At 69.4% G+C, this 18,963-nt stretch carries 17 protein-coding genes; 11 read left to right on the top strand and 6 right to left on the bottom strand.

Going from position 1 to position 18,963, the window contains the following annotated elements; translation table 11 throughout:
• Positions 1-101: 101 nt before the first annotated feature.
• Positions 102-1,214: a tRNA 2-thiouridine(34) synthase MnmA gene (gene mnmA / locus ACMGER_RS02330; protein ID WP_436810513.1), complete on the top strand. Its 1,113-nt coding sequence runs from the start codon at positions 102-104 to the stop codon at positions 1,212-1,214.
• A 324-nt stretch (positions 1,215-1,538) separates the two neighbouring features.
• Here the strand turns inward: mnmA and ACMGER_RS02325 are convergent, their stop codons facing one another.
• Genes ACMGER_RS02325 through pdxH form a run of 4 tightly spaced genes read right to left on the bottom strand, consistent with a single transcriptional unit; the run spans position 1,539 to position 4,691 of the window.
• A complete protein-coding gene (locus ACMGER_RS02325; RefSeq protein WP_436810512.1) occupies positions 1,539-2,318 on the bottom strand; it encodes a hypothetical protein in 780 nt (259 codons plus the stop codon).
• A 56-nt stretch (positions 2,319-2,374) separates the two neighbouring features.
• Positions 2,375-3,172, bottom strand: coding sequence for a PhzF family phenazine biosynthesis protein (locus ACMGER_RS02320; RefSeq protein ID WP_436810511.1), 798 nt, complete (start codon positions 3,170-3,172; stop codon positions 2,375-2,377).
• On the bottom strand, positions 3,169-4,116 hold the full coding sequence (locus ACMGER_RS02315) for a cation diffusion facilitator family transporter (RefSeq protein WP_436811646.1): 948 nt from the start codon (positions 4,114-4,116) through the stop codon (positions 3,169-3,171). The genes ACMGER_RS02320 and ACMGER_RS02315 overlap by 4 nt, the downstream gene beginning before the upstream one ends.
• The gene (pdxH, locus tag ACMGER_RS02310; protein WP_436810510.1) at positions 4,116-4,691 is read right to left on the bottom strand and encodes a pyridoxamine 5'-phosphate oxidase; all 576 of its coding nucleotides are present in this window, start codon (positions 4,689-4,691) and stop codon (positions 4,116-4,118) included. The genes ACMGER_RS02315 and pdxH overlap by 1 nt, the downstream gene beginning before the upstream one ends.
• Before the next feature lie 112 nt (positions 4,692-4,803).
• Here pdxH and ku point away from each other — a divergent pair, with 112 nt between their 5' ends.
• The 9 genes from ku to ACMGER_RS02265 all read left to right on the top strand — a co-directional run bounded on the left by ku (position 4,804) and on the right by ACMGER_RS02265 (position 13,068).
• Positions 4,804-5,688 carry a non-homologous end joining protein Ku gene (gene ku / locus ACMGER_RS02305; protein WP_436810509.1) on the top strand — a complete coding sequence of 295 codons (885 nt, stop codon included), beginning with the start codon at positions 4,804-4,806 and terminating at the stop codon, positions 5,686-5,688.
• Complete coding sequence (locus tag ACMGER_RS02300; RefSeq protein ID WP_436810508.1) at positions 5,681-5,809, top strand: hypothetical protein; 129 nt, start codon at positions 5,681-5,683, stop codon at positions 5,807-5,809. Before ku ends, ACMGER_RS02300 begins: the two co-directional genes overlap by 8 nt.
• A complete protein-coding gene (gene ligD / locus ACMGER_RS02295; protein ID WP_436810507.1) occupies positions 5,796-8,273 on the top strand; it encodes a DNA ligase D in 2,478 nt (825 codons plus the stop codon). Before ACMGER_RS02300 ends, ligD begins: the two co-directional genes overlap by 14 nt.
• A gap of 108 nt (positions 8,274-8,381) precedes the next feature.
• Positions 8,382-9,317 carry a DnaJ C-terminal domain-containing protein gene (locus ACMGER_RS02290; RefSeq protein ID WP_436810506.1) on the top strand — a complete coding sequence of 312 codons (936 nt, stop codon included), beginning with the start codon at positions 8,382-8,384 and terminating at the stop codon, positions 9,315-9,317.
• Positions 9,318-9,322: 5 nt separating this feature from the next.
• A complete protein-coding gene (locus ACMGER_RS02285) occupies positions 9,323-10,273 on the top strand; it encodes a YihY/virulence factor BrkB family protein (protein ID WP_436810505.1) in 951 nt (316 codons plus the stop codon).
• Complete coding sequence (gene fabI / locus ACMGER_RS02280) at positions 10,270-11,073, top strand: enoyl-ACP reductase FabI (protein WP_436810504.1); 804 nt, start codon at positions 10,270-10,272, stop codon at positions 11,071-11,073. Before ACMGER_RS02285 ends, fabI begins: the two co-directional genes overlap by 4 nt.
• A gap of 9 nt (positions 11,074-11,082) precedes the next feature.
• Positions 11,083-11,610, top strand: a complete 528-nt coding sequence (locus tag ACMGER_RS02275) for a GNAT family N-acetyltransferase (protein WP_436810503.1) — start codon at positions 11,083-11,085, stop codon at positions 11,608-11,610.
• Entirely contained in the window at positions 11,607-12,674 is a 1,068-nt protein-coding gene (gene aroC, locus ACMGER_RS02270; protein WP_436810502.1) for a chorismate synthase, read from the top strand. The genes ACMGER_RS02275 and aroC overlap by 4 nt, the downstream gene beginning before the upstream one ends.
• A 172-nt stretch (positions 12,675-12,846) precedes the next feature.
• A complete protein-coding gene (locus ACMGER_RS02265) occupies positions 12,847-13,068 on the top strand; it encodes a hypothetical protein (RefSeq protein ID WP_436810501.1) in 222 nt (73 codons plus the stop codon).
• Positions 13,069-13,084: 16 nt separating this feature from the next.
• Here the strand turns inward: ACMGER_RS02265 and ACMGER_RS02260 are convergent, their stop codons facing one another.
• The gene (locus ACMGER_RS02260; protein WP_436810500.1) at positions 13,085-14,374 is read right to left on the bottom strand and encodes an adenylosuccinate synthase; all 1,290 of its coding nucleotides are present in this window, start codon (positions 14,372-14,374) and stop codon (positions 13,085-13,087) included.
• Positions 14,375-14,443: 69 nt separating this feature from the next.
• On the bottom strand, positions 14,444-17,806 hold the full coding sequence (locus ACMGER_RS02255; protein WP_436810499.1) for a PAS domain-containing protein: 3,363 nt from the start codon (positions 17,804-17,806) through the stop codon (positions 14,444-14,446).
• Positions 17,807-17,917: 111 nt separating this feature from the next.
• On the opposite strand from ACMGER_RS02255, the gene ACMGER_RS02250 reads away from it, so the two are divergent.
• Positions 17,918-18,922: a fumarylacetoacetate hydrolase family protein gene (locus tag ACMGER_RS02250; protein ID WP_436810498.1), complete on the top strand. Its 1,005-nt coding sequence runs from the start codon at positions 17,918-17,920 to the stop codon at positions 18,920-18,922.
• The last annotated feature ends 41 nt before the right edge of the window (positions 18,923-18,963 follow it).

The following is an 18,963-nucleotide window of genomic DNA, read 5'->3' as shown; positions in this document are numbered from 1 at the left end:
CTGCGAGTCGAAACGAGACGACTCGGCTAGCGCAGCATTGCTGAAGAGCAGGTAAAGCCCCGTTTTTGCACTGCGCACCACGAGCCACTAAAGGACCCGCGATGATTCCCGGCGATTTCCAGCTTCCCGGGCCGCTGGCGAGGCGGCGGATCGTCGTCGCCATGTCGGGCGGCGTCGACAGCTCGGTCGTGGCCGCGCTTGCCGCGGGCAGCGGCGCCGAGACGATCGGGGTGACGCTCCAGCTCTACGACCATGGCGAGGCGGTCGGCCGCGCCGGCGCCTGCTGCGCGGGCCGCGACATCCGCGATGCGCGCGCGGTGTGCGACAGCCTCGGCATCGCGCATTACGTCTTCGACTATGCCAGCCGCTTCCGCGAGGCGGTGATCGACGACTTCGCCGACGAGTATCTCGCCGGACGCACGCCGATCCCCTGCGTCAAGTGCAACATGGGGCCGAAGTTCGCCGACCTCCTGACCCTCGCACGCGATCTCGGCGCCGATTGCCTGGCGACGGGACATTATGTCCGCCGCGTCGAGGGGCCGGCCGGCGCCGAGCTCCACCGCGCCGCCGATCCCGCGCGCGACCAGAGCTATTTCCTGTTCGCGACCACCGCGGAGCAGCTCGACTATCTGCGCTTTCCCCTCGGCGGGCTGCCCAAGGCCGCGGTGCGCGAGATCGCCGCCGAGCTCGGTCTCGGTGTCGCCCATAAGCCCGACAGCCAGGACATCTGCTTCGTCCCCGACGGCGACTATGCCGCAGTGGTGCGCAAGGCGCGGCCCGATGCCGATACCGCAGGCGAGATCGTCGACGAGAGCGGCCGCGTGCTGGGGACGCACCGCGGCTTCATCCATTTCACCGTCGGCCAGCGGCGCGGGCTCGAGATCGGCGGGCTCGCCGAACCGCTCTATGTGATCCGCCTGGAGCCGGAGACGCGTCGCGTGGTGGTGGGGCCGAAGCGCGCGCTGGCGGTATCGGCGGCGCGGATCGAGCGGATCAACTGGATCGGCGGCGCCTATGAGGGACCGATGGCCGTCAAGGTGCGCAGCCTCGCCAAGCCGGTGCCGGCGCGGCTGGCGGGCGACCGGGTGGTGTTCGCCGCGCCCGAATATGGCGTGGCGCCCGGCCAGGCAGCCGTGCTCTACGCAGGCGACCGCGTGCTCGGCGGCGGCTGGATCGCCGAGACGGAGCGGGCGGAGCTCGCCGCAGCCGCCTGAGTCGTCGCTCCCCGGTCCACCTGTCGCCCTCGACTGAAATCGCGCCACCCCCTCCCCCCGAAGTACCGGTGATGGCAGGCGCCGAAACCCGCGGAAATCCGTCGAAGGTCACGAAAGTCATGGGTGGACGCCGACTGTGACTTTCGTGATATAATGTTACATGAAAGTTCGCAAAACGTTGACCAAATTGACTCTGGTTGCGCGAATCCTTCGCACGCACGAGCCCGGTCACGACAGCGAGTCTCCATGAACGACAAGGAACCGGTTCGCGAGGCTGTCAGGCGAAATCCTACATTGCAAGCGACGGCGAGGAACGGACACACCCTAGTCGGACGACTTCGCCACGCCTTCGATATAATCGATGCGGATGCGGACCCAGGCGCCGAGTATCGGCTTGCTGCCGACGCGGGGCGGCAGCACGCGGAACTGCCACGCCGCCTCGCGCACCGCGCGGGCGAAGCCGGAGCCGGCGGGGGACTGGCCGATCTCGCGGCAATCCTCGACGCGGTAGTTCTCGACCGTCCGGCACGCGATCATCCCCCAGCCGCTGAGGCCGGGGCGCTTCGGCAGGTAGAAGCCGAGCTCGGCCGAGGTCGGCTTGCGATACCAATCGACGTCGTAGAGCCGTTCCGAGCCGCCGGAGCCGCCCGCGTCGGCGTCGGCACTGTCGTCACCGCTGCCCTCCGCCTTCGCCGCGCCCGCGTTGCCCGGAGAGCGCGGCATCCGGTCGATATCGGAGGAGGCGAACTGATCCCGGCTCATCATGATGAATCCCGGCGGCAAGGCGACCGGCGCCGACCGCTCCTGCGGCGGTTGCCTCGGCGGCGGCGGAGGCGGCGGAGTCGGTGCGGCCTTGGCTGCGCTGCCGCCCTTCTCCCTGGCCTTGGCGGCGGGGCGCGGCGTCGCATTCTCGCCCTCGGCGGCGACATCGAAGGTGACCGTCTCCGACTGCGGCGGCTCGGACGACGGGACGAACGGCGCGATCCGCAGCAGCATCAGCAGCAGCAGAAGGTGGACGATCGCCGTCAGCGCCAGCGAGACGACGCGCCGCCGCGGCGAGGTACCGCCCGAATCCGGTGAAGAGCGGTAGGACGCCGCACGCATGGAGGCGCAGCTAGGACCGGTCGCGGCCGCGGGCAATGCCCGCGATGCGGAACGCGTCAGCCGAGCAGGAAGCTGCCCTCGATCACCGTCACGCAGCGGCCGCCGAGCACGACGTTCTCGCCCTCCAGCCGGCAGTCGAGATGGCCTCCGCGCGCGCTCGCCTGGAATGCGGTGAAGCGGTCGCGGTTGAGGCGCTTCGCCCAATAGGGGACGACCACCGCATGGGCGGAGCCGGTGACGGGATCCTCGTCGACGCCGGCACCCGGCGCGAACATGCGGCTGACGATATCGGTATTGCGGCCGGGCGCGGTGACGATCGCCTGATGGTCTCCCGTCGCGGCGAGCGCGCGCAGGTCCGGGCGGAGCGCACGCACCGCCTCCTCCGATTCGAGCACGACCACGCCGTAGCCGCCTTCGCGCCACAGCGTCTCGACCACGCCCTCGACGCCGAGCGCCGCCACCATTTCGGGCAGAGGCCTGGGCGACGGCGCCCAGGCCGGCAGCGCGAGCTCATAGCCCGTGTCCGCACGCGAGACGGCGAGGATTCCGGCCCGACGCGTGCGGAAGCGGACCGCGGATCGCGCCGGATCGCCCTGAAGAAGATAATGGCCGCTCGCCAGCGTGGCATGGCCGCACAGCCGCACCTCGTGGCCGGGCGTGAACCAGCGCAGCTCGTAATCCGCATCAGCGCCGGAGTCGGGGACCAGGAAGGCCGTCTCGCTGAGGTTGTTCTCCGCGGCGATCGCCTGGAGCACCGCGTCGTCGAGCCAGGCGCCGAGCGGCATCACCGCCGCCGGATTGCCCTCGAACGGCTTGCTCGCGAACGCGTCGATCTGCGCGAAAGGGATTCTCACAGGCGTTTCCCGAACCAATGGGGGGTCACATCGGCCTCGACCAGCGGATTGTCGGTGTCGACATGACCTTCGGGATCGAGATGGATCAGCACCTCGACCTTGGGAAAGGCGTCGCGCAGCGCGCGCTCGACGCGCTCGACGATATCGTGCGCCTCCGCGACGGTGAGGTCGCGCGCGACCTCCATATGGAACTGCGCGAAGTCGTGGCTGCCCGAGCGGCGCGTACGGAAATCGTGGATGCCGAGCAGGCCGGGCTGGCGCGCGGCGACCTCGATATAGGCGCGCCGATCCGCCTCCGGCCATTCCTTGTCCATCAGCTGGTCGATCGCGTTGGACGAGGCCTGGAACGCGCCCCAGGCGAGCCACAATGCGATCGCCACGCCGAACACCGGATCGGCGCCGGTGACGCCGAAATACTGGTCGAGCGCCAGCGCGGCGATCACCGCGAGGTTGAGCAGCACGTCCGATTGGTAATGGACGTTGTCGGCGAGGATCGCGACCGATCCGGTGCGGCGGATGACGTGGCGCTGATAGGCGAGCAGCACGAAGGTGGCGGCGATCGCGACCAGCGAGACACCGATGCCGAACTCGGCGTCGGCGCCTGCCTGCGGATTGCGGAAGCGATCGATCGCGCGCCAGGCGATGATTCCGGCCGACGCGGTGATCAGCGCGACCTGGAACAGCGCCGCCAGCGCCTCCGCCTTGCCGTGGCCGAAGCGATGGTCGTGATCCGCCGGTTCGGCGGCGAGGCGGACGCCGTAGAGGGTGACGAGGCTCGCGAGCAGGTCGAGCCCCGTGTCGGCCAGGCTGCCGAGCATCGCCACCGACCCGGTCTGCCATGCCGCGAAGCCCTTCAGGCACAACAGGAAGCACGCCATGCCGACGCTGAACAGCGCCGCACGCGTCGCGAGCGGGATGATCCGCCGGCGTTCGCTCTCGGTCATCATGGGTACAGCAGCCCTTCCGACCAGCCATTGCCTTCACGAACGAACAGGCGGCGATGATGGAGCCGATGCGCGCGATCCTCCCAGAACTCGATCCGCTCCGGCACGACGCGATAGCCGCCCCAATGCGGCGGGCGCGGCACGGCGCCCGGAAAGCGCGCGCCTGCCTCGGCATAGCGCGCCTCGAACGTCACGCGCGCATCGAGCGGGCGTGACTGGTCCGACGCCCAGGCGCCCAGCTGCGAATCGCGGCCGCGCGAGGCGAAATAGGCGTCGCTCTCGGCATCGCTCGCGCGGCTCACCAGCCCCTCGATCCGCACCTGGCGACGCAGCGATTTCCAATGGAACAGCAGCGCGGCGCGCGGGTTCGCCTCGAGCTCGTCCGCCTTGCGGCTCTCGCGGTTGGTGTAGAAGACGAAGCCGCCGGGCCCATGCCCCTTGAGCAGCACGATCCGGACCGAGGGCCACGCATGAGCGTCCGCGGTGGCGAGCGCCATCGCGTTCGGGTCGTTGGGCTCGCTCGCCTCGGCTTCGGCGAGCCAGGCGGCGAACAGAGCGAAGGGATCGTCGGCCATCGCGCGCCTTTAAACCCTGAAACCGCCTCCGCCAACGCATGAACCGCCGCCTGCCGGAACGACTCCCCCGCCCATGCTTTGAATCGGTCTCGCAACGAAGGAGCAAGGTCCGGTGGCGGCACGCGCCTATTGGCAGGGACAGATCAGGCTGGCGCTCGTCTCCATCCCGGTCGAGATCTACACCGCGACCAAATCGGGGGCGCAGATCAGCTTCCACCAGGTCCATGAGCCCTCGGGCAAGCGGATCAAGTACGAGAAGGTCGTGCCCGGCATCGGTCCGATCGACCCCGACGAGATCATGAAGGGCTATGAGCTCGAGAAGGGCGAATATGTCCTGCTCGAGCAGGACGAGATCGACGCGGTCAAGCTCGAATCGAAGAAGACGCTGGAGCTGACGCAATTCGTCGACGCCGACGAGATCGACGTGCTCTATTATGAGCGCCCCTATTTCGTGGTGCCCGCCGACGACCTCGCCGAAGAGGCGTTCATCGTCCTGCGCGAGGCGTTGCGCCGCAGCCGCAAGGTCGGCCTCGGCCAGCTGGCGATGCGCGGGCGCGAATATGTGGTGAGCCTCAAGCCCTGCGGGCGCGGCATGGTGCTGGAGACGCTGCGCTACGCCGACGAGGTCAACAAGGCGCAGGGCTATTTCCGCGACATCCCCGACAGCGAGCCCGACGAGGACCTGCTCGACCTCGCCACCACGCTGATCGAGAAGAAGACGGCGAAGTTCGATCCCAAGGAGTTCCACGACCGCTACGTCGATGCGCTCAAGCACCTCATCGAGCGCAAGGTGAAGTCGAAGGGCCGCAAGATCATCGAGGAGAAGGACGAGGGCCGGCCGACCGGCCACAACGTCGTCGACCTGATGGCGGCGCTCAAGAAGAGCCTGGAGCGCCCGGGCCCGCCGGCGAGCGAGGGGGCGAAGAAGGCGCCGGCACGCAAATCCACCGCGCGCAAGCCGGCCGCCCGGAAGGCGCCGGCGCGCAAGCGTGCCTGACGCGATGGATCTCAACGTGCCCGTCCTGCTTGCGATCGGCTGGAAGCCTGTGGCGCTGCTGACGCTGGCGCGCCTGATCGAACCCAAACCGATGGAGGCGCATCGCGATGGCGAAGGCTGATCTCCTCGCGAAATACAACGCCAAGCGCGACTTCACCAAGACGGCGGAGCCGGCGGGCCGGATCGCCGAAGGCAAGGGCCGCCGCTTCATCGTCCAGAAGCACGATGCGACCCGGCTGCACTGGGACTTCCGGCTGGAGCTGGACGGGGTGCTCAAGAGCTGGGCAGTGACGCGCGGCCCCAGCCTCGACCCCGCGGAGAAGCGGCTGGCGGTGCGCACCGAGGACCATCCGCTGTCCTATGCCGATTTCGAGGGAACGATCCCCAAGGGCGAGTACGGCGGCGGCACGGTGATGCTGTGGGACGACGGCATCTGGGCGCCGGTCGAGGGCAAATCGTCGAAGGACCTGGAGAAGGGCCACCTCCACTTCCGCCTCGACGGCGAGCGTATGAAGGGCGAATGGCTGCTGATCCGCCTGAGGCCCCGCGCCAGGGAGCGGACCGAGAACTGGCTGCTGCGCAAGATCGACGACGCCGCGGCGGGCGGTACCGACGAATTGGTCGAGACCGGGCTCACGAGCATCAAGACCGGCCGGACGATGCAGGAGATCGCCGAGGGGAGGAAGGCTCATGCGTCGCCCCGGCGGAGGCTGGGGCCGGCCGGTGGATCGGGCGGTCAGAAGAAACCCGGCGGCCCAGGCCTCCGCCGGGGCGACGGAGAGCTGCCGGAGTTCCGTTCTGTCCAGCTCGCCACGCTGGTCGACACCGTCCCCGCCGGCAACGGCTGGCTGCACGAGATGAAGCTCGACGGCTACCGCGCCCTGATCGCGGTCGGCGGGGGCAAGGCCAAGGTCTATACCCGCACCGGCCTCGACTGGACCGACAAGTTCGCCGACATCGCCCGCGCCGCCGCGAAGCTGCCGGTCGCGACCGCACTGATCGACGGCGAGGCCGTGGCGTTCACGGACGGCAAGCCTGACTTCTCGACCTTGCAGGAAGCGCTGTCGGAGGGGCGACAGGACCTGATCTTCTTCGCCTTCGACCTGCTCGAGCTCGACGGTGAGGATCTGACGCGCCTGCCGCAGGTCCAGCGCAAGGAGCGGCTGCGCCCGCTGCTCGACAAGGCGGGAGAGCCGCTGCGCTTCTCCGAGCATGTCGTCGGCTCCGGCGAGCAGCTGTTCGAGGCGATGTGCAAGGAGGGCTACGAGGGCGTGGTCTCCAAGCGCGCCGACGCCCCCTATCGCGGCGAGCGCACCAAGGCGTGGCTCAAGACCAAGTGCATCCGCCGCCAGGAGTTCGTGATCGTCGGCTGGACGCCGAGCGACAAGGCGCGACGCGGCTTCCGCGCGCTGCTGCTGGCGGTGAATGGACCCGAGGGGCTCACCTATGCCGGCAAGGTCGGCACCGGCTTCGACGGCGAGACGATGATCGACCTGCGCGAACGGCTCGACCGTCTCGCCGCCGATACGCCGACGGTGAAGGCGCCGCGTGCCGCGACGCGGGGCGCGCATTGGGTGAGGCCCGAGCTGGTCGCGGAGATCGCGTTCAGCGAATTCACCGCGGAGGATGTCGTGCGGCACGCGAGCTTCATCGGACTACGCGAGGACAAGACGCCGAAGGACGTGGTCGCCGAGAAGCCGGTGCCGGTGCCGAAAGCGCCCGAGCTGCCGATCCGGATCAGCAACCCGGGCCGGGTGATCGAGCCTAGCAGCAGGCTCACCAAGGGCGGTCTCGCGGACTATTATGCCGCGGTCGCGCCGATCCTGCTGCCCTGGCTCGCCGATCGGCCGATCAGCCTGGTGCGATGCCCGCAGGGCCGCGCCAAGAAATGCTTCTTCCAGAAGCACGACGCCGGCAGCTTCGGCGAGCACGTCCACCATGTCGACGTGCGCGAGAAGGACGGGTCGGTCGAACCTTATCTCTACGTCTCCGATCTCGAAGGGCTGCTCACCTGCGTCCAGATGGGGACGATCGAGTTCCACGGCTGGGGCAGCCTGGTCGCGGACATCGAGAAGCCCGATCGGATGGTGTTCGACCTCGATCCCGACGAGGGGCTCGGCTTTGCCGCGGTCAAGAAAGCCGCAGAGGATCTGAAGCAGCAGCTCGCCGACATCGGCCTCACCAGCTATCCGATGCTGTCGGGCGGCAAGGGCGTGCACGTCGTCGTGCCGCTCCAGCCGCAGGCGGAATGGTCGGCGGTCAGGAGCTTCGCCGAACGCTTCGCCCGCGCCCTGGGCGAGGCCGAGCCCGAGCGCTTCACCGCCAACATGGCCAAGGCCAAGCGCAAGGGCCGCATCTTCCTCGATTACCTGCGCAACCAGCGCGGCGCGACCGCGGTGCTCCCCTATGTCGTGCGGGCGCGGCCGGGCGCGCCGGTGGCGGCGCCGGTGAGCTGGACCGAGCTCCGGGACGTGGACAGCCCGGCGGCTTTCACGGTGCGCGATGTCGCCCGGCTGATCGAACGCGCCAACAGCCATACGCTGGAGCATTGGGGCGAATCCGCCCAGGTGCTGCCGGACCTCTAGAATCGAGCGGACTCGTGCTCCTGCGAAGGCAGGAGCACTGGTGCTTCAACAGGCGCGATTCACGAGCGAATTGCGCTCCGGCGCCGCTTCACCCAAATAGGCGTGGATATGGCAGATCCCTACGCAACCCTTGGAGTCGCCCGCGGCGCGTCCGAAGACGAGATCAAGAAGGCGTATCGCAAGCTCGCCAAGGAGCTGCATCCCGACCGCAACCAGGACAATCCCAAGGCCGCCGAGCGATTCGCGCAGGTGACCTCGGCCTATGACCTCCTGACCGACAAGGACAGGCGCGCCCGCTTCGACCGCGGCGAGATCGACGGCGACGGCAACCCGACGATGCCGTTCGGCTTCGGCGGCGGGCGCGCGGGCGCCGGGGCGCGGCCGGGCACCGCCGGCTTCGAGTTCAACGACGGCGGCAGCGACTTCACCGATATCTTCGAGGGGCTGTTCGGCGGCGCCGCGCGCGGTGGCGGCGGCTTCACCGGCGGGTTCGGCGGGTTCGGGCGCCGGGGCGCGGCCAAGGGCGCGAACGTCCCCTACCGCCTCGCCGTCCGCTTCGAGGATGCGGCGACGCTCGCCCCTCAGCGGGTGACGCTGCGCGACGGCAAGACGATCGACATCAAGCTGCCCGCCGGCGTCGAGACCGGCACGCAGATGCGCCTCGCCGGCAAGGGCGAGGAGGGACCGGGCGGCTTCGGCGACGCGATCGTCACGGTCGAGGTGCAGCCGCACCGCTTCTTCACCCGCGACGGCGACGACGTGCGGCTCGACCTGCCGGTCAGCCTGGCCGAGGCGGTGCTCGGCGCCCAGGTGCGCGTGCCCACCGTCGACGGCGCGGTGATGCTGTCGATCCCGAAGGGCTCGACCTCGGGCAAGGTGCTCCGCCTCAAGGGCCGCGGCTTCCACCGGAAGGGCGGCGGGCGCGGCGACCAGCTCGTGACCTTGATGGTCGACCTGCCGGTCGACGACGACGCGCTGGTCGAATTCGTGCAGGGCTGGCCCGGCAAGGACCGCGGGAACCCCAGGGGCCGGATGGACGTCTGACCGGCGTGGCCGAGGTCTCGCCCCTTTCCCCCGAGGAACGCGCGGAGCACCCCGAGAGCGAGCGTCGGCTCGACCGACGCCATCCGTTCGTCTCGGCCTGGGAGATCGTCAAGCGCGCTGCGATCGGCGTCTACAACGACGGCTTCATCCACGCGGGCAACCTCGCCTATCTCGCGCTGCTGACCGTGTTTCCCTTCTTCATCGTCGCCGCGGCGATCGCCTCGCTGCTCGGCCAGGGACCGGAGACGCAGCGCGCGGTCGCCTCCTTCCTCCACGTCCTGCCGCCCGAGGTGAGCGACATCCTGCGCAAGCCGATCCGCGACGTGCTGGCGGCGCGGCAGGGGGCGGTGCTGTGGTTCGGCGCGCTCGTCGGCCTGTGGACCGTGGGCAGCTTCGTCGAGACGCTGCGCGACATCTTCCGCCGCGCCTATGGCGTGCGCGCGACGCGTTCCTTCTGGCGGTACCGGCTGGGATCGGCGGCGGTGATCGTCGCCGCGGTGATCCTGGCGCTGCTGTCGCTGGTGGTGCAGGGCGTCCTGCTCGGCGTCGAGCAGTTCGTATACCGGCTGCTGCCCCATGCCGAGGACGTCGCCCGCTGGATCGGCATCTCGCGCGCGATTCCCGGCGTGGTGATGTTCGGCGCGCTCTACATGCTGTTCCTGTCGGTGACGCCGGGCAAGTATCGCAAGTCGGCGTGCCGCAAATGGCCGGGCGCGCTGTTCACCACCGCCTGGTGGGTGGGGATCACCGCGCTGCTGCCCGCGGTGATCGCACGCTTCACCAACTACGACCTCACCTATGGCAGTCTCGCCGGGGTGATCGTGGCGCTGCTGTTCTTCTATCTGGTGGGGCTCGGCCTCGTGTTCGGCGCGCATCTGAACGCGGCACTGGCGGAGCCGGATGCTAAAGGTCTAGAAGCCGCCGAAACCAACCACAGGGAGGCGCGGACGGCGTGACCGGATTGATGCAGGGCAAGCGCGGGCTGATCATGGGGCTCGCCAATGATCGGTCGCTGGCCTGGGGGATCGCGCGTCAGCTCGCCGACCATGGCGCCGAGATGGCGTTCAGCTACCAGGGCGAGTCGCTCGAGCGGCGGGTGCGCCCGCTCGCCGAGCAGCTCGGGCAGGATTTCCTGATCGACTGCGACGTCTCCGACATGGCGGCGCTCGACCGCACCTTCGATGCGCTCAAGGAGCGTTGGCCGACGATCGACTTCGTCGTCCACGCGATCGGCTTTTCCGACAAGAACGAGCTGCGCGGCCGCTATTACGACACCAGCCTCGACAATTTCCTGATGACGATGAACATCAGCGTCTATTCGTTCACCGCGGTGGCCCAGCGCGCGCGACCGCTGATGCCGAACGGCGGCTCGCTGCTGACGCTGACCTATTACGGCTCGGAGAAGGTGGTGCCGCATTACAACGTCATGGGCGTCGCCAAGTCGGCGCTCGACACGTCGGTCAAATATCTCGCGATGGATCTGGGACCGGAGAACATCCGCGTGAACGCGATCTCGGCGGGTCCGATCAAGACGCTGGCGGCGAGCGGAATCGGCGACTTCCGCTACATCCTCAAATGGAACGAGCTCAACTCGCCGCTTCGCCGCAACGTGACGATCGAGGACGTCGGCGGCGCCGGACTCTACCTGCTGAGCGACCTCTCCTCGGGCGTGACCGGCGAGATCCACCACGTCGACGCCGGCTATAACGTCATCGGCATGAAGGCCGAGGACGCGCCCGACATCGCGCTGGCCTGACCGCGGCGCATGACCTTCGCGATCCGAACCGCGACCGGAGGCGACGTGGCGGCGATCGACGCGCTGCTGCGCGCGTCGTTCCCCGCGCCCGACGAGGCGCACCTGGTGCAGCGGCTCTGCGTGGACGGCGACATGGTGCTGACGCTGATCGCCGACGACGAGGACACCGGGCAGTTGGCGGGCGTCATCGCGTTCAGCCGGATGACGGTCGACATCGCCGGCCGACCGATCGCCGCGGTCGCACTGGCGCCGGTCGCGGTCGCCGATCGCTATCGCCGCCAGGGCGTGGCGGAGGCGCTGATCCAGGCGGGGCTGGCCCATCTCGCCGATGCCGGCACGATCCTGTGCTTCGTGCTCGGCGAGCCTGGTTTCTACGAGCGATTCGGCTTTGCCGCCGATTGGGCGCAGGGCTTCGACTCCCCCTATGCCGGAGAGTATTTCATGGCCTTGCCGCTGCAGCAGGGGGCCATGCCCTGCGGCGTGCGCGGCGCGGCGGTCCATGCGCCGGCGTTCGCGGCACTGGGGGAAGCGGCGTGAGCTACAACAGCTTCGGCCACGTCTTCCGCTTCACCACCTGGGGGGAGAGCCACGGCCCGGCGATCGGCGCGGTGGTGGACGGGTGCCCGCCGGGGATCGCGCTGTCGGAAACCGACATCCAGCCCTGGCTCGACAAGCGGCGGCCGGGACAGTCGCGCTTCACCACGCAGCGGCGCGAGCCCGACGAGGTGCGCATCCTCTCCGGCGTGTTCGAGGGGCGGACGACCGGCACGCCGATCGGCCTGCTGATCGAGAATGTCGACCAGCGCTCCAAGGACTATTCGGAGGTCGCGCGCGCTTACCGACCCGGACATGCCGACTATGCCTATGACGCCAAATACGGATTCCGCGACCCGCGCGGCGGCGGGCGGTCCTCCGCGCGCGAGACGGCGATGCGGGTCGCGGCCGGCGCGGTCGCGCGGCTCGTGATCCCGGAAGTGACGATCCGCGGCTGGGTGGAGTCGATCGGCGGCGATGCGATCGACCCGGCCAGTTTTGATCCCGAGGAGATCGACCGCAATCCCTTCTTCTCCCCCGACGCCGCAGCGGCCGCGCGTTGGGAGGTCAAGATCGATGCCGCGCGCAAGGCGGGATCGTCGCTCGGCGCCGTGGTCGCCTGCGAGGCGGCCGGCGTGCCCCCCGGCTGGGGCGCACCTCTCTACGCCAAGCTCGACGCCGAACTGGCTCACGCCTGCATGGGGATCAACGCCGTAAAGGGCGTCGAGATCGGCGACGGCTTCATCGCGGCGGCGCACTCCGGCGAGGAGAATGCCGACGCGATGCGGCCTGGCAACGAAGGCCCGCGCTTCCTCTCCAATCACGCGGGCGGGATCGCAGGCGGCATCTCGACGGGGCAGCCGGTGAGGATGCGTGTCGCGTTCAAGCCGACCAGCTCGATCCTGACCCCGGTCGAGACAATAACCAGCGAGGGCGAGGCGACGACGATCGCCACCAAAGGCCGCCATGACCCGTGCGTCGGCATCCGCGGAGTACCCGTAGTCGAGGCAATGATGGCGCTGGTCCTTGCCGACCAGAAGCTGCTTCATCGGGCACAATGCGGCTGAAAATGAACTAGAAATGAATGATCTAGCTTGATCGGCTAATCGTTTCGCAAGCACAATGCACGGCTAACCGCACCTTTTGCAGGACGAATTTCTGCCACAATTGGTGCCATGGCCGGGATCGGCGCGTTAATTCCTCGGGTACGCCATCACGGCGTCCATGAGGGAGTAAGTCATGCGCAAAGCTACTGTTGCCAGCCTTCTGATTCTTTGCGGCTCCACCGCCGCCATCGCTCACGTTGCGTCGGCTCCGGCGGATTCGGGTCCGCAGAACTGGTCTGCCAACAACTCGACGATGCCGGAAAATTCGACCACCCCGACCTCGCCGGACACCACGACCACGCCGGACACCTCCACGACTCCGGACACGGGTACGCCGCCGAACGCGACGATGTAATCAGTGGGAAGCGTTCCTAGTCCGCGAACGGATCGCGGACTAGGATCGTGTCCTCGCGCTCCGGACTGGTCGAGACCAGCGTGACCGGACAGCGGATCAGCTCCTCGATCCGCCGAATGTATTTGATCGCCTGAGCCGGCAGCTCCGCCCAGCTGCGTGCGCCGGCGGTGGATTCGCTCCACCCCTGCATCGTCTCATAGATCGGCTCGACCGCCGCCTGGTCCTGCGGGTGCGGCGGCAGATAGTCGAAGTGCCTGTCGCCGAGCCTGTAGCCGGTGCAGATCCTGATCTCCTCGAGCCCGTCGAGGATATCGAGCTTGGTCAGCGCGATGCCGGTGATGCCGCTCACCGCCGCCGACTGGCGCACCAGCACCGCGTCGAACCAGCCGCAGCGCCGCTTGCGCCCGGTGTTGACCCCGAACTCGCGGCCGCGCGTCCCCAGATAGTCGCCGATCTCGTTGTCCTGCTCGGTCGGGAAGGGTCCCGAGCCGACGCGGGTCGTATAGGCCTTGACGATCCCCAGCACGAAACCGACCCGGCTCGGCCCCAGCCCCGAGCCGGCCGAGGCGGTGCCCGCCACCGTGTTCGACGAGGTGACGAACGGGTAGGTGCCGTGGTCGACGTCGAGCAGCACGCCCTGCGCGCCTTCGAACAGGATGCGGGCGCCGCGGTCGCGCGCCTCGTTGAGCGTCACCCACACCGGCCTGGCATAGGGCAGCACGAAACCGGCGATGTCGCGCAGCTCCTCCATCAGCGCGGCGCGGTCGACCGGCGGCTTGCCGAAGCCGGCGAGCAGCGCGTCGTGATGCGCGCACAGGCGGTCGAGCTGGAGCTCGAGATCGTCGAGATGGGCGAGATCGCACAGCCGGATCGCCCGGCGGCCGACCTTGTCCTCATAGGCGGGGCCGATGCCGCGGCGGGTGGTGCCGATCTTGCCCGCGCCCGAGGCGTCCTCGCGCAGCGCGTCGAGGTCGCGGTGGAGCGGCAGGATCAGCGGCGCAGTCTCGGCGACGTGGAGCACCTCGGGGGTGATCGCCACGCCCTGCTCTGCGATCCGGTTCACCTCGTCGCGGAAATGCCAGGGATCGAACACCACGCCGTTGCCGATCACGCTCAGCGTGCCGCGCACCACGCCCGAGGGCAGCAGAGCCAGCTTGTACGTCTTGCCGCCCACCACCAGCGTATGGCCGGCATTGTGCCCGCCTTGGAAGCGCACCACCACGTCGGCGCGCTCGGCGAGCCAGTCGACGATCTTTCCCTTGCCCTCGTCGCCCCATTGGGCGCCGATCACCGCGACATTGGCCAATTTCCCAAGTCCTCCAACTGCCGCGCGCGGCCCTAGAGCAGCGCGGCTGGCAGGTCCATGCCCAAGCCGTCAGGCGTCCAGCGCCTCGCGGATATGGACGGCGAGCGTCGTGACATCGAACGGCTTGCGGAGCACCGTGCCGCCGACCGGTTCGACTGCATCGCGGGTATAGCCGCTGGTGTAGAGCACGCGCAGCGCCGGCAGCCGCGCGCGAGCCGCCTCGGCGAGCTCGCGGCCGGTCATCTCCGGCATCACCACGTCGGTGAACAGCAGGTCGGCCGCCTGGCCGCCCTCGATCAGCCTGAGCGCCGTGCCGCCGTCGGGCGCCTCGACCACCCGATAGCCGAGATCGCTCAGCGCCTCGACTGAATAGGCGCGGACGCGCTCGTCGTCCTCGACCACCAGCACCACCTCGTTACCATGCGGCAGCTCGGCGCCGGCACCGCGCCGGCCCGGCGCCGGCACCGCGGCGCCGCCGTCGCGCGGCAGCAGCAGCCGGACCGTCGTGCCCTCGCCCGGCGCGGTTTCGAGCGCGACATGGCCGCCCGACTGGTGGACGAAGCCGAACACCTGGCTGAGGCCGAGCCCGGTCCCCCTGCCCACTGCCTTGGTGGTGAAGAACGGATCGAACGCTTTGACGGCGACATCGGAGCTCATGCCGACGCCGGTGTCGCTGACGGCGACTTCGACATAGTCGCCGGCGGAAAGGCCACGCGCGCGCGCCTCCCCCTGGCCGAGGGTGCGCCTGGCGGTTGCGATCGTCAGCCGGCCGCCCTGCGGCATCGCGTCGCGCGCATTGACCGCGAGGTTGAGGATCGCGTTCTCGAGCTGGCTCGGGTCCGCGGTCGCCGGCCACAGCCCGTCGTCGAGCGCGGTCTCGACGACGATGCTCTCGCCGATCGTGCGCGCGAGCAGATCGACCATGCCGGCGATCATCGCGTTCATGTCGACCGCCGCGGGCGCAAGCGGCGACTGGCGCGAGAAGGCGAGCAGCCGCTGCGTGAGCGCGGCGGCGCGGGCAGCGCCGTCGCGCGCGGCCTCGACATAGCGGCCGACATCGGTGCGGCCCTGGCCGAGCCGACGCTCCATCATGTCCAGCGCGCCGATCACCACCGCGAGCATATTGTTGAAATCATGCGCGATGCCGCCGGTGAGCTGCCCGATCGCCTCCATCTTCTGCGCCTGGCGGAGCTGCTCCTCGGCCGCCATGAGCTGCTCGCTCCGCTCCGCCACGGCCGCCTCCAGGTCGGCGCGCGACCGGGCCAACACCTCGCGCGCCTCGACGATCTCCTGGATGTCGGTGCAGGTGCCGAACCAGCGCCTGATCCGGCCCTGCTCGTCGCGTACCGGCTGGGCGGAGGCGAGCACCCAGCGATAGCCGCCGGAGGGACGATGGCGCAGCCGATATTCGATCCGATAGGGTTCGCCGGTCGCGAGGCTGCGCTGCCATGCGGCACGCGCCCGATCGCGCTCGTCAGGGTGGACGAGGTCGTTCCAGCCCTCGATCGATCCCTCCGCCGCACCCGTGAACGCGTACCAGCGCTCGTTGTAGAAATCGTGCCGGCCATCGGCGAGCGACGACCACACCATCTGGTCGATCGAATTGGCGATCGCGCGGAACTTCTCCTCGCTCTCGCGGAGCGCCGCGGCGGCATTGGCGCGGTCGGCCGCATCCCAGGCGATCTCCGCCACCGCCTCGACCAGTGCAATCTCGTCGGCGGTCCAGCGGCGCGGTACGGCCTGGTTGACGAACAGGCAGCCCGCCCATTGCCCGTGGCGGCGGAGCGGCACGCTGATCGCTGCCGCCATCAGCCGGCCGATCGCCGCGTCTCGAGTGGTGGGATCGCTGCCGAAATCGGCGACCACGCGGGTTTCGCCGACGCGATAGGCGGCAAGCCCGGCGCTGCCGATGTCCGCGAGCGCCATGGTTCCGCCGAGCGGCGGCAGGCGCTCGCTGGTCCAGCAGGCGAGGAACTGGATCTCCTCCTCCCCCGAAAGCGCACGGTAGAAGCCGACCCGGTCGGCAACGATCCGCCGGCCGAGCGCGGTCGCCGACAGCCGCATGATCGCGGCGGGCGAATCGAGCCGGCGCAGGCGCTCGGCAAGGCGGAACAGGAAGCCCTGCGCCTCGGTCGCGATCCTGAGGTCGTCCGCGGCGGCGCGAGCGCGGTCCTCGGCCTCGTGCCGCTTGGTGACGTCGAAGCTGACGCCGGGGAACCGCACCGGCCGACCACCCGCGTCATAGACCGCCCGCCCCTGCGCCGCGACCCAGATGATCGCGCCATCGGGCCCGAGCAGCCGATATTCCTCGTTGAAGGGTGCGCCGGTCTCGACCGAATGCTCGACCGCCGCCAGCACGCGCGGCGCGTCGTCGGGATGGACGCGCTCGAAGAAGGCGGCGAGCGGGATGCCTGCCATCGCCTCCTCGGTGGGGAGGCCATAGAGCTTGGCGAAGCGGGTGTCGGATCGCGCCAGCCCGTTGACGATGTCCCAGTCCCAGATGCCGATTCCCATCGACGCGTCGAGCGCGAGCTCGAGCCGCTCCTCGCTGGCCCGCGCCGCCTGTTCGGCCCGCGCGCGGTCGGTGACGTCGGTCGCCTGAACGAAGATGTCGGTGACCTCGCCGCGGCGGTTGAGGATCGGCTGATAGACGAAGTCGAGGATGCGCTCTTCCGGCGGAGCGCCGGGCGTGCGGATCAGCCGGACCGGCTGTGCGCTGGCGCGGAAGGCCTTGCCGGTCGCATAGACGCTGTCGAGCAGGTCGACGAAGCCCTGCTCGACGACTTCCGGCAGCGCTTCGGCGACGGTCATGCCGAGGATCGGGCGACGGCCGATCAGTTCCATATAGGCGTCGTTGCCGAGCGCGAAGACATGATCGGGGCCCTGCAGCACCGCGACGGCGCCGGGCGTCTGCTGGAACAGCTCGCGCATCCGGTCGATCTCGATCCTGCGTTCGCGTTCGGCGATCACATGGGCGGTGGTCTCGTTGCCCTGGTTGAAGACGCCGGCGATCGCGCCGCCGTCGTCGCGGATCGGCGAGAGCGAGTAGTTCCAATAGGTCTCGCGCACTACGCCGCCCCGCAGCATCGGCAGCATCTGGTCATAGGCGGAGCAGGCCTCGCCGCGCAGCACCGCCGCGAATTGCGGGCCGATGATCTCCCAGATGTCCGGCCACACCTCGGCGGCAGGCCGGCCGAGGCCGCCGGGATGGCGCTCGGCGAGGACCGGCGCCCAGGCGTCGTTGTAGAGGAGATGAAGCTCCGGCCCCCAGTAGATGGCGGTGGGGAAGCTCGAACCCAGGCAGATGTTGATCGCCACCCGCAGCGCGTCCGGCCAGGTCTCCGGCCGGCCGAGCGGATGGTCCGACCAGTCCGTATCGCGGATTCGCGCCGCCATCTCGCCGGGATGGTTGAGAAAGGTCCGCGCGGGCATGGCTCGGCGATTGTGCCCCCGCGGTCTCCCGAGTCAACCGCGCACCTGCGTCACCACCGCTCGACATCGCCGTCTGCTGCCGCCATGGACCGACGCAGCAAGGAGAGGCGGATGAAGCTCGCAAGCCTGAAGGGCGGCCGTGATGGGCGGCTGGTGGTGGTATCGAACGATCTCGCCTGGTGCGCGGACGCGAGCCTGGTCGCGCCGACGCTGCAGGCGGCGCTCGACGATTGGGAGCAGGTCGAAGGCGCGCTCCGGAACCTCGCCACGGACCTGGAGCATGAAGCGATCCCACGCGAGCGGTTCCACGAACGCGAGGCGGCGGCGCCCCTGCCGCGCGCCTATCAATGGGCGGACGGCTCGGCCTATGTGAATCATGTCGCCCTCGTGCGGCAGGCGCGCGGGGCGGAGATGCCGGAGAGCTTCTGGCACGATCCGCTGATGTACCAGGGCGGCTCCGACGGCTTCCTGGGACCGCGCGATCCGATCCCGCTCGCCGAAGAGAGCTGGGGCTGCGACCTCGAGGCCGAGGTCGTAGTGGTGACCGGCGACGTGCCGCTCGGCGCCTCGCGCGAGGAGGCGCTGACGGCGGTGCGGCTGGTCGGGCTCACCAACGACGTGTCGCTGCGCAACCTGATCCCCGGCGAGCTGGCCAAGGGCTTCGGCTTCTTCCAGTCCAAGCCGGCGAGCGCCTTCTCGCCCGTGTTCGCGACCCCCGATGCGCTCGGCGACTGGTGGCGGGACGGCAAGCTTCACCGCAGGCTGATGGTCGACGTCAACGGCCAGCCGTTCGGCCGCGCCGAGGCGGGCGAGGACATGACCTTCGACTTCGGCACGCTGATCGCGCACGCCGCGAAGACGCGGGCGCTGGGGGCGGGCACGATCATCGGCTCCGGCACCGTCTCCAACCGCGATGCCGACGGCGGGCCCGGCCGGCCGATCGCGGAGGGAGGCGTCGGCTATTCCTGCATCGCCGAGGTGCGGACCGTGGAGACGATCCGCGAAGGCGCTCCGCGGACGCCGTTCCTGAAGCATGGCGATACCGTGCGGATCTGGGCGGAGGACGACCGGCACCACCCGATCTTCGGCGTGATCGAGCAGCTGGTCGGCATCTAGGACCGGCCCCCTTTTCAATCCTGCCCCAGGCGGGGGAGGAT

It is taken from the genome of Sphingomonas astragali, assembly GCF_051400615.1.
GTDB lineage: Bacteria > Pseudomonadota > Alphaproteobacteria > Sphingomonadales > Sphingomonadaceae > Sphingomonas.
The sequence above is the reverse complement of the archived record's forward strand: the minus strand, read 5'-3'. Positions and strand labels throughout refer to the sequence as shown.

Bases quoted from the DNA above. Each gene is read 5' to 3' on its own strand.
- ligD (WP_436810507.1), top strand. From the start codon at position 5,796: ATGGCGAAGGCTGATCTCCTCGCGAAATACAACGCCAAGCGCGACTTC.
- mnmA (WP_436810513.1), top strand. From the start codon at position 102: ATGATTCCCGGCGATTTCCAGCTTCCCGGGCCGCTGGCGAGGCGGCGG.
- ACMGER_RS02325 (WP_436810512.1), bottom strand. From the start codon at position 2,318: ATGCGTGCGGCGTCCTACCGCTCTTCACCGGATTCGGGCGGTACCTCG.
- ACMGER_RS02290 (WP_436810506.1), top strand. From the start codon at position 8,382: ATGGCAGATCCCTACGCAACCCTTGGAGTCGCCCGCGGCGCGTCCGAA.
- ACMGER_RS02250 (WP_436810498.1), top strand. From the start codon at position 17,918: ATGAAGCTCGCAAGCCTGAAGGGCGGCCGTGATGGGCGGCTGGTGGTG.
- pdxH (WP_436810510.1), bottom strand. From the start codon at position 4,691: ATGGCCGACGATCCCTTCGCTCTGTTCGCCGCCTGGCTCGCCGAAGCC.
- ACMGER_RS02265 (WP_436810501.1), top strand. From the start codon at position 12,847: ATGCGCAAAGCTACTGTTGCCAGCCTTCTGATTCTTTGCGGCTCCACC.
- ACMGER_RS02275 (WP_436810503.1), top strand. From the start codon at position 11,083: ATGACCTTCGCGATCCGAACCGCGACCGGAGGCGACGTGGCGGCGATC.
- ACMGER_RS02255 (WP_436810499.1), bottom strand. From the start codon at position 17,806: ATGCCCGCGCGGACCTTTCTCAACCATCCCGGCGAGATGGCGGCGCGA.
- ACMGER_RS02315 (WP_436811646.1), bottom strand. From the start codon at position 4,116: ATGACCGAGAGCGAACGCCGGCGGATCATCCCGCTCGCGACGCGTGCG.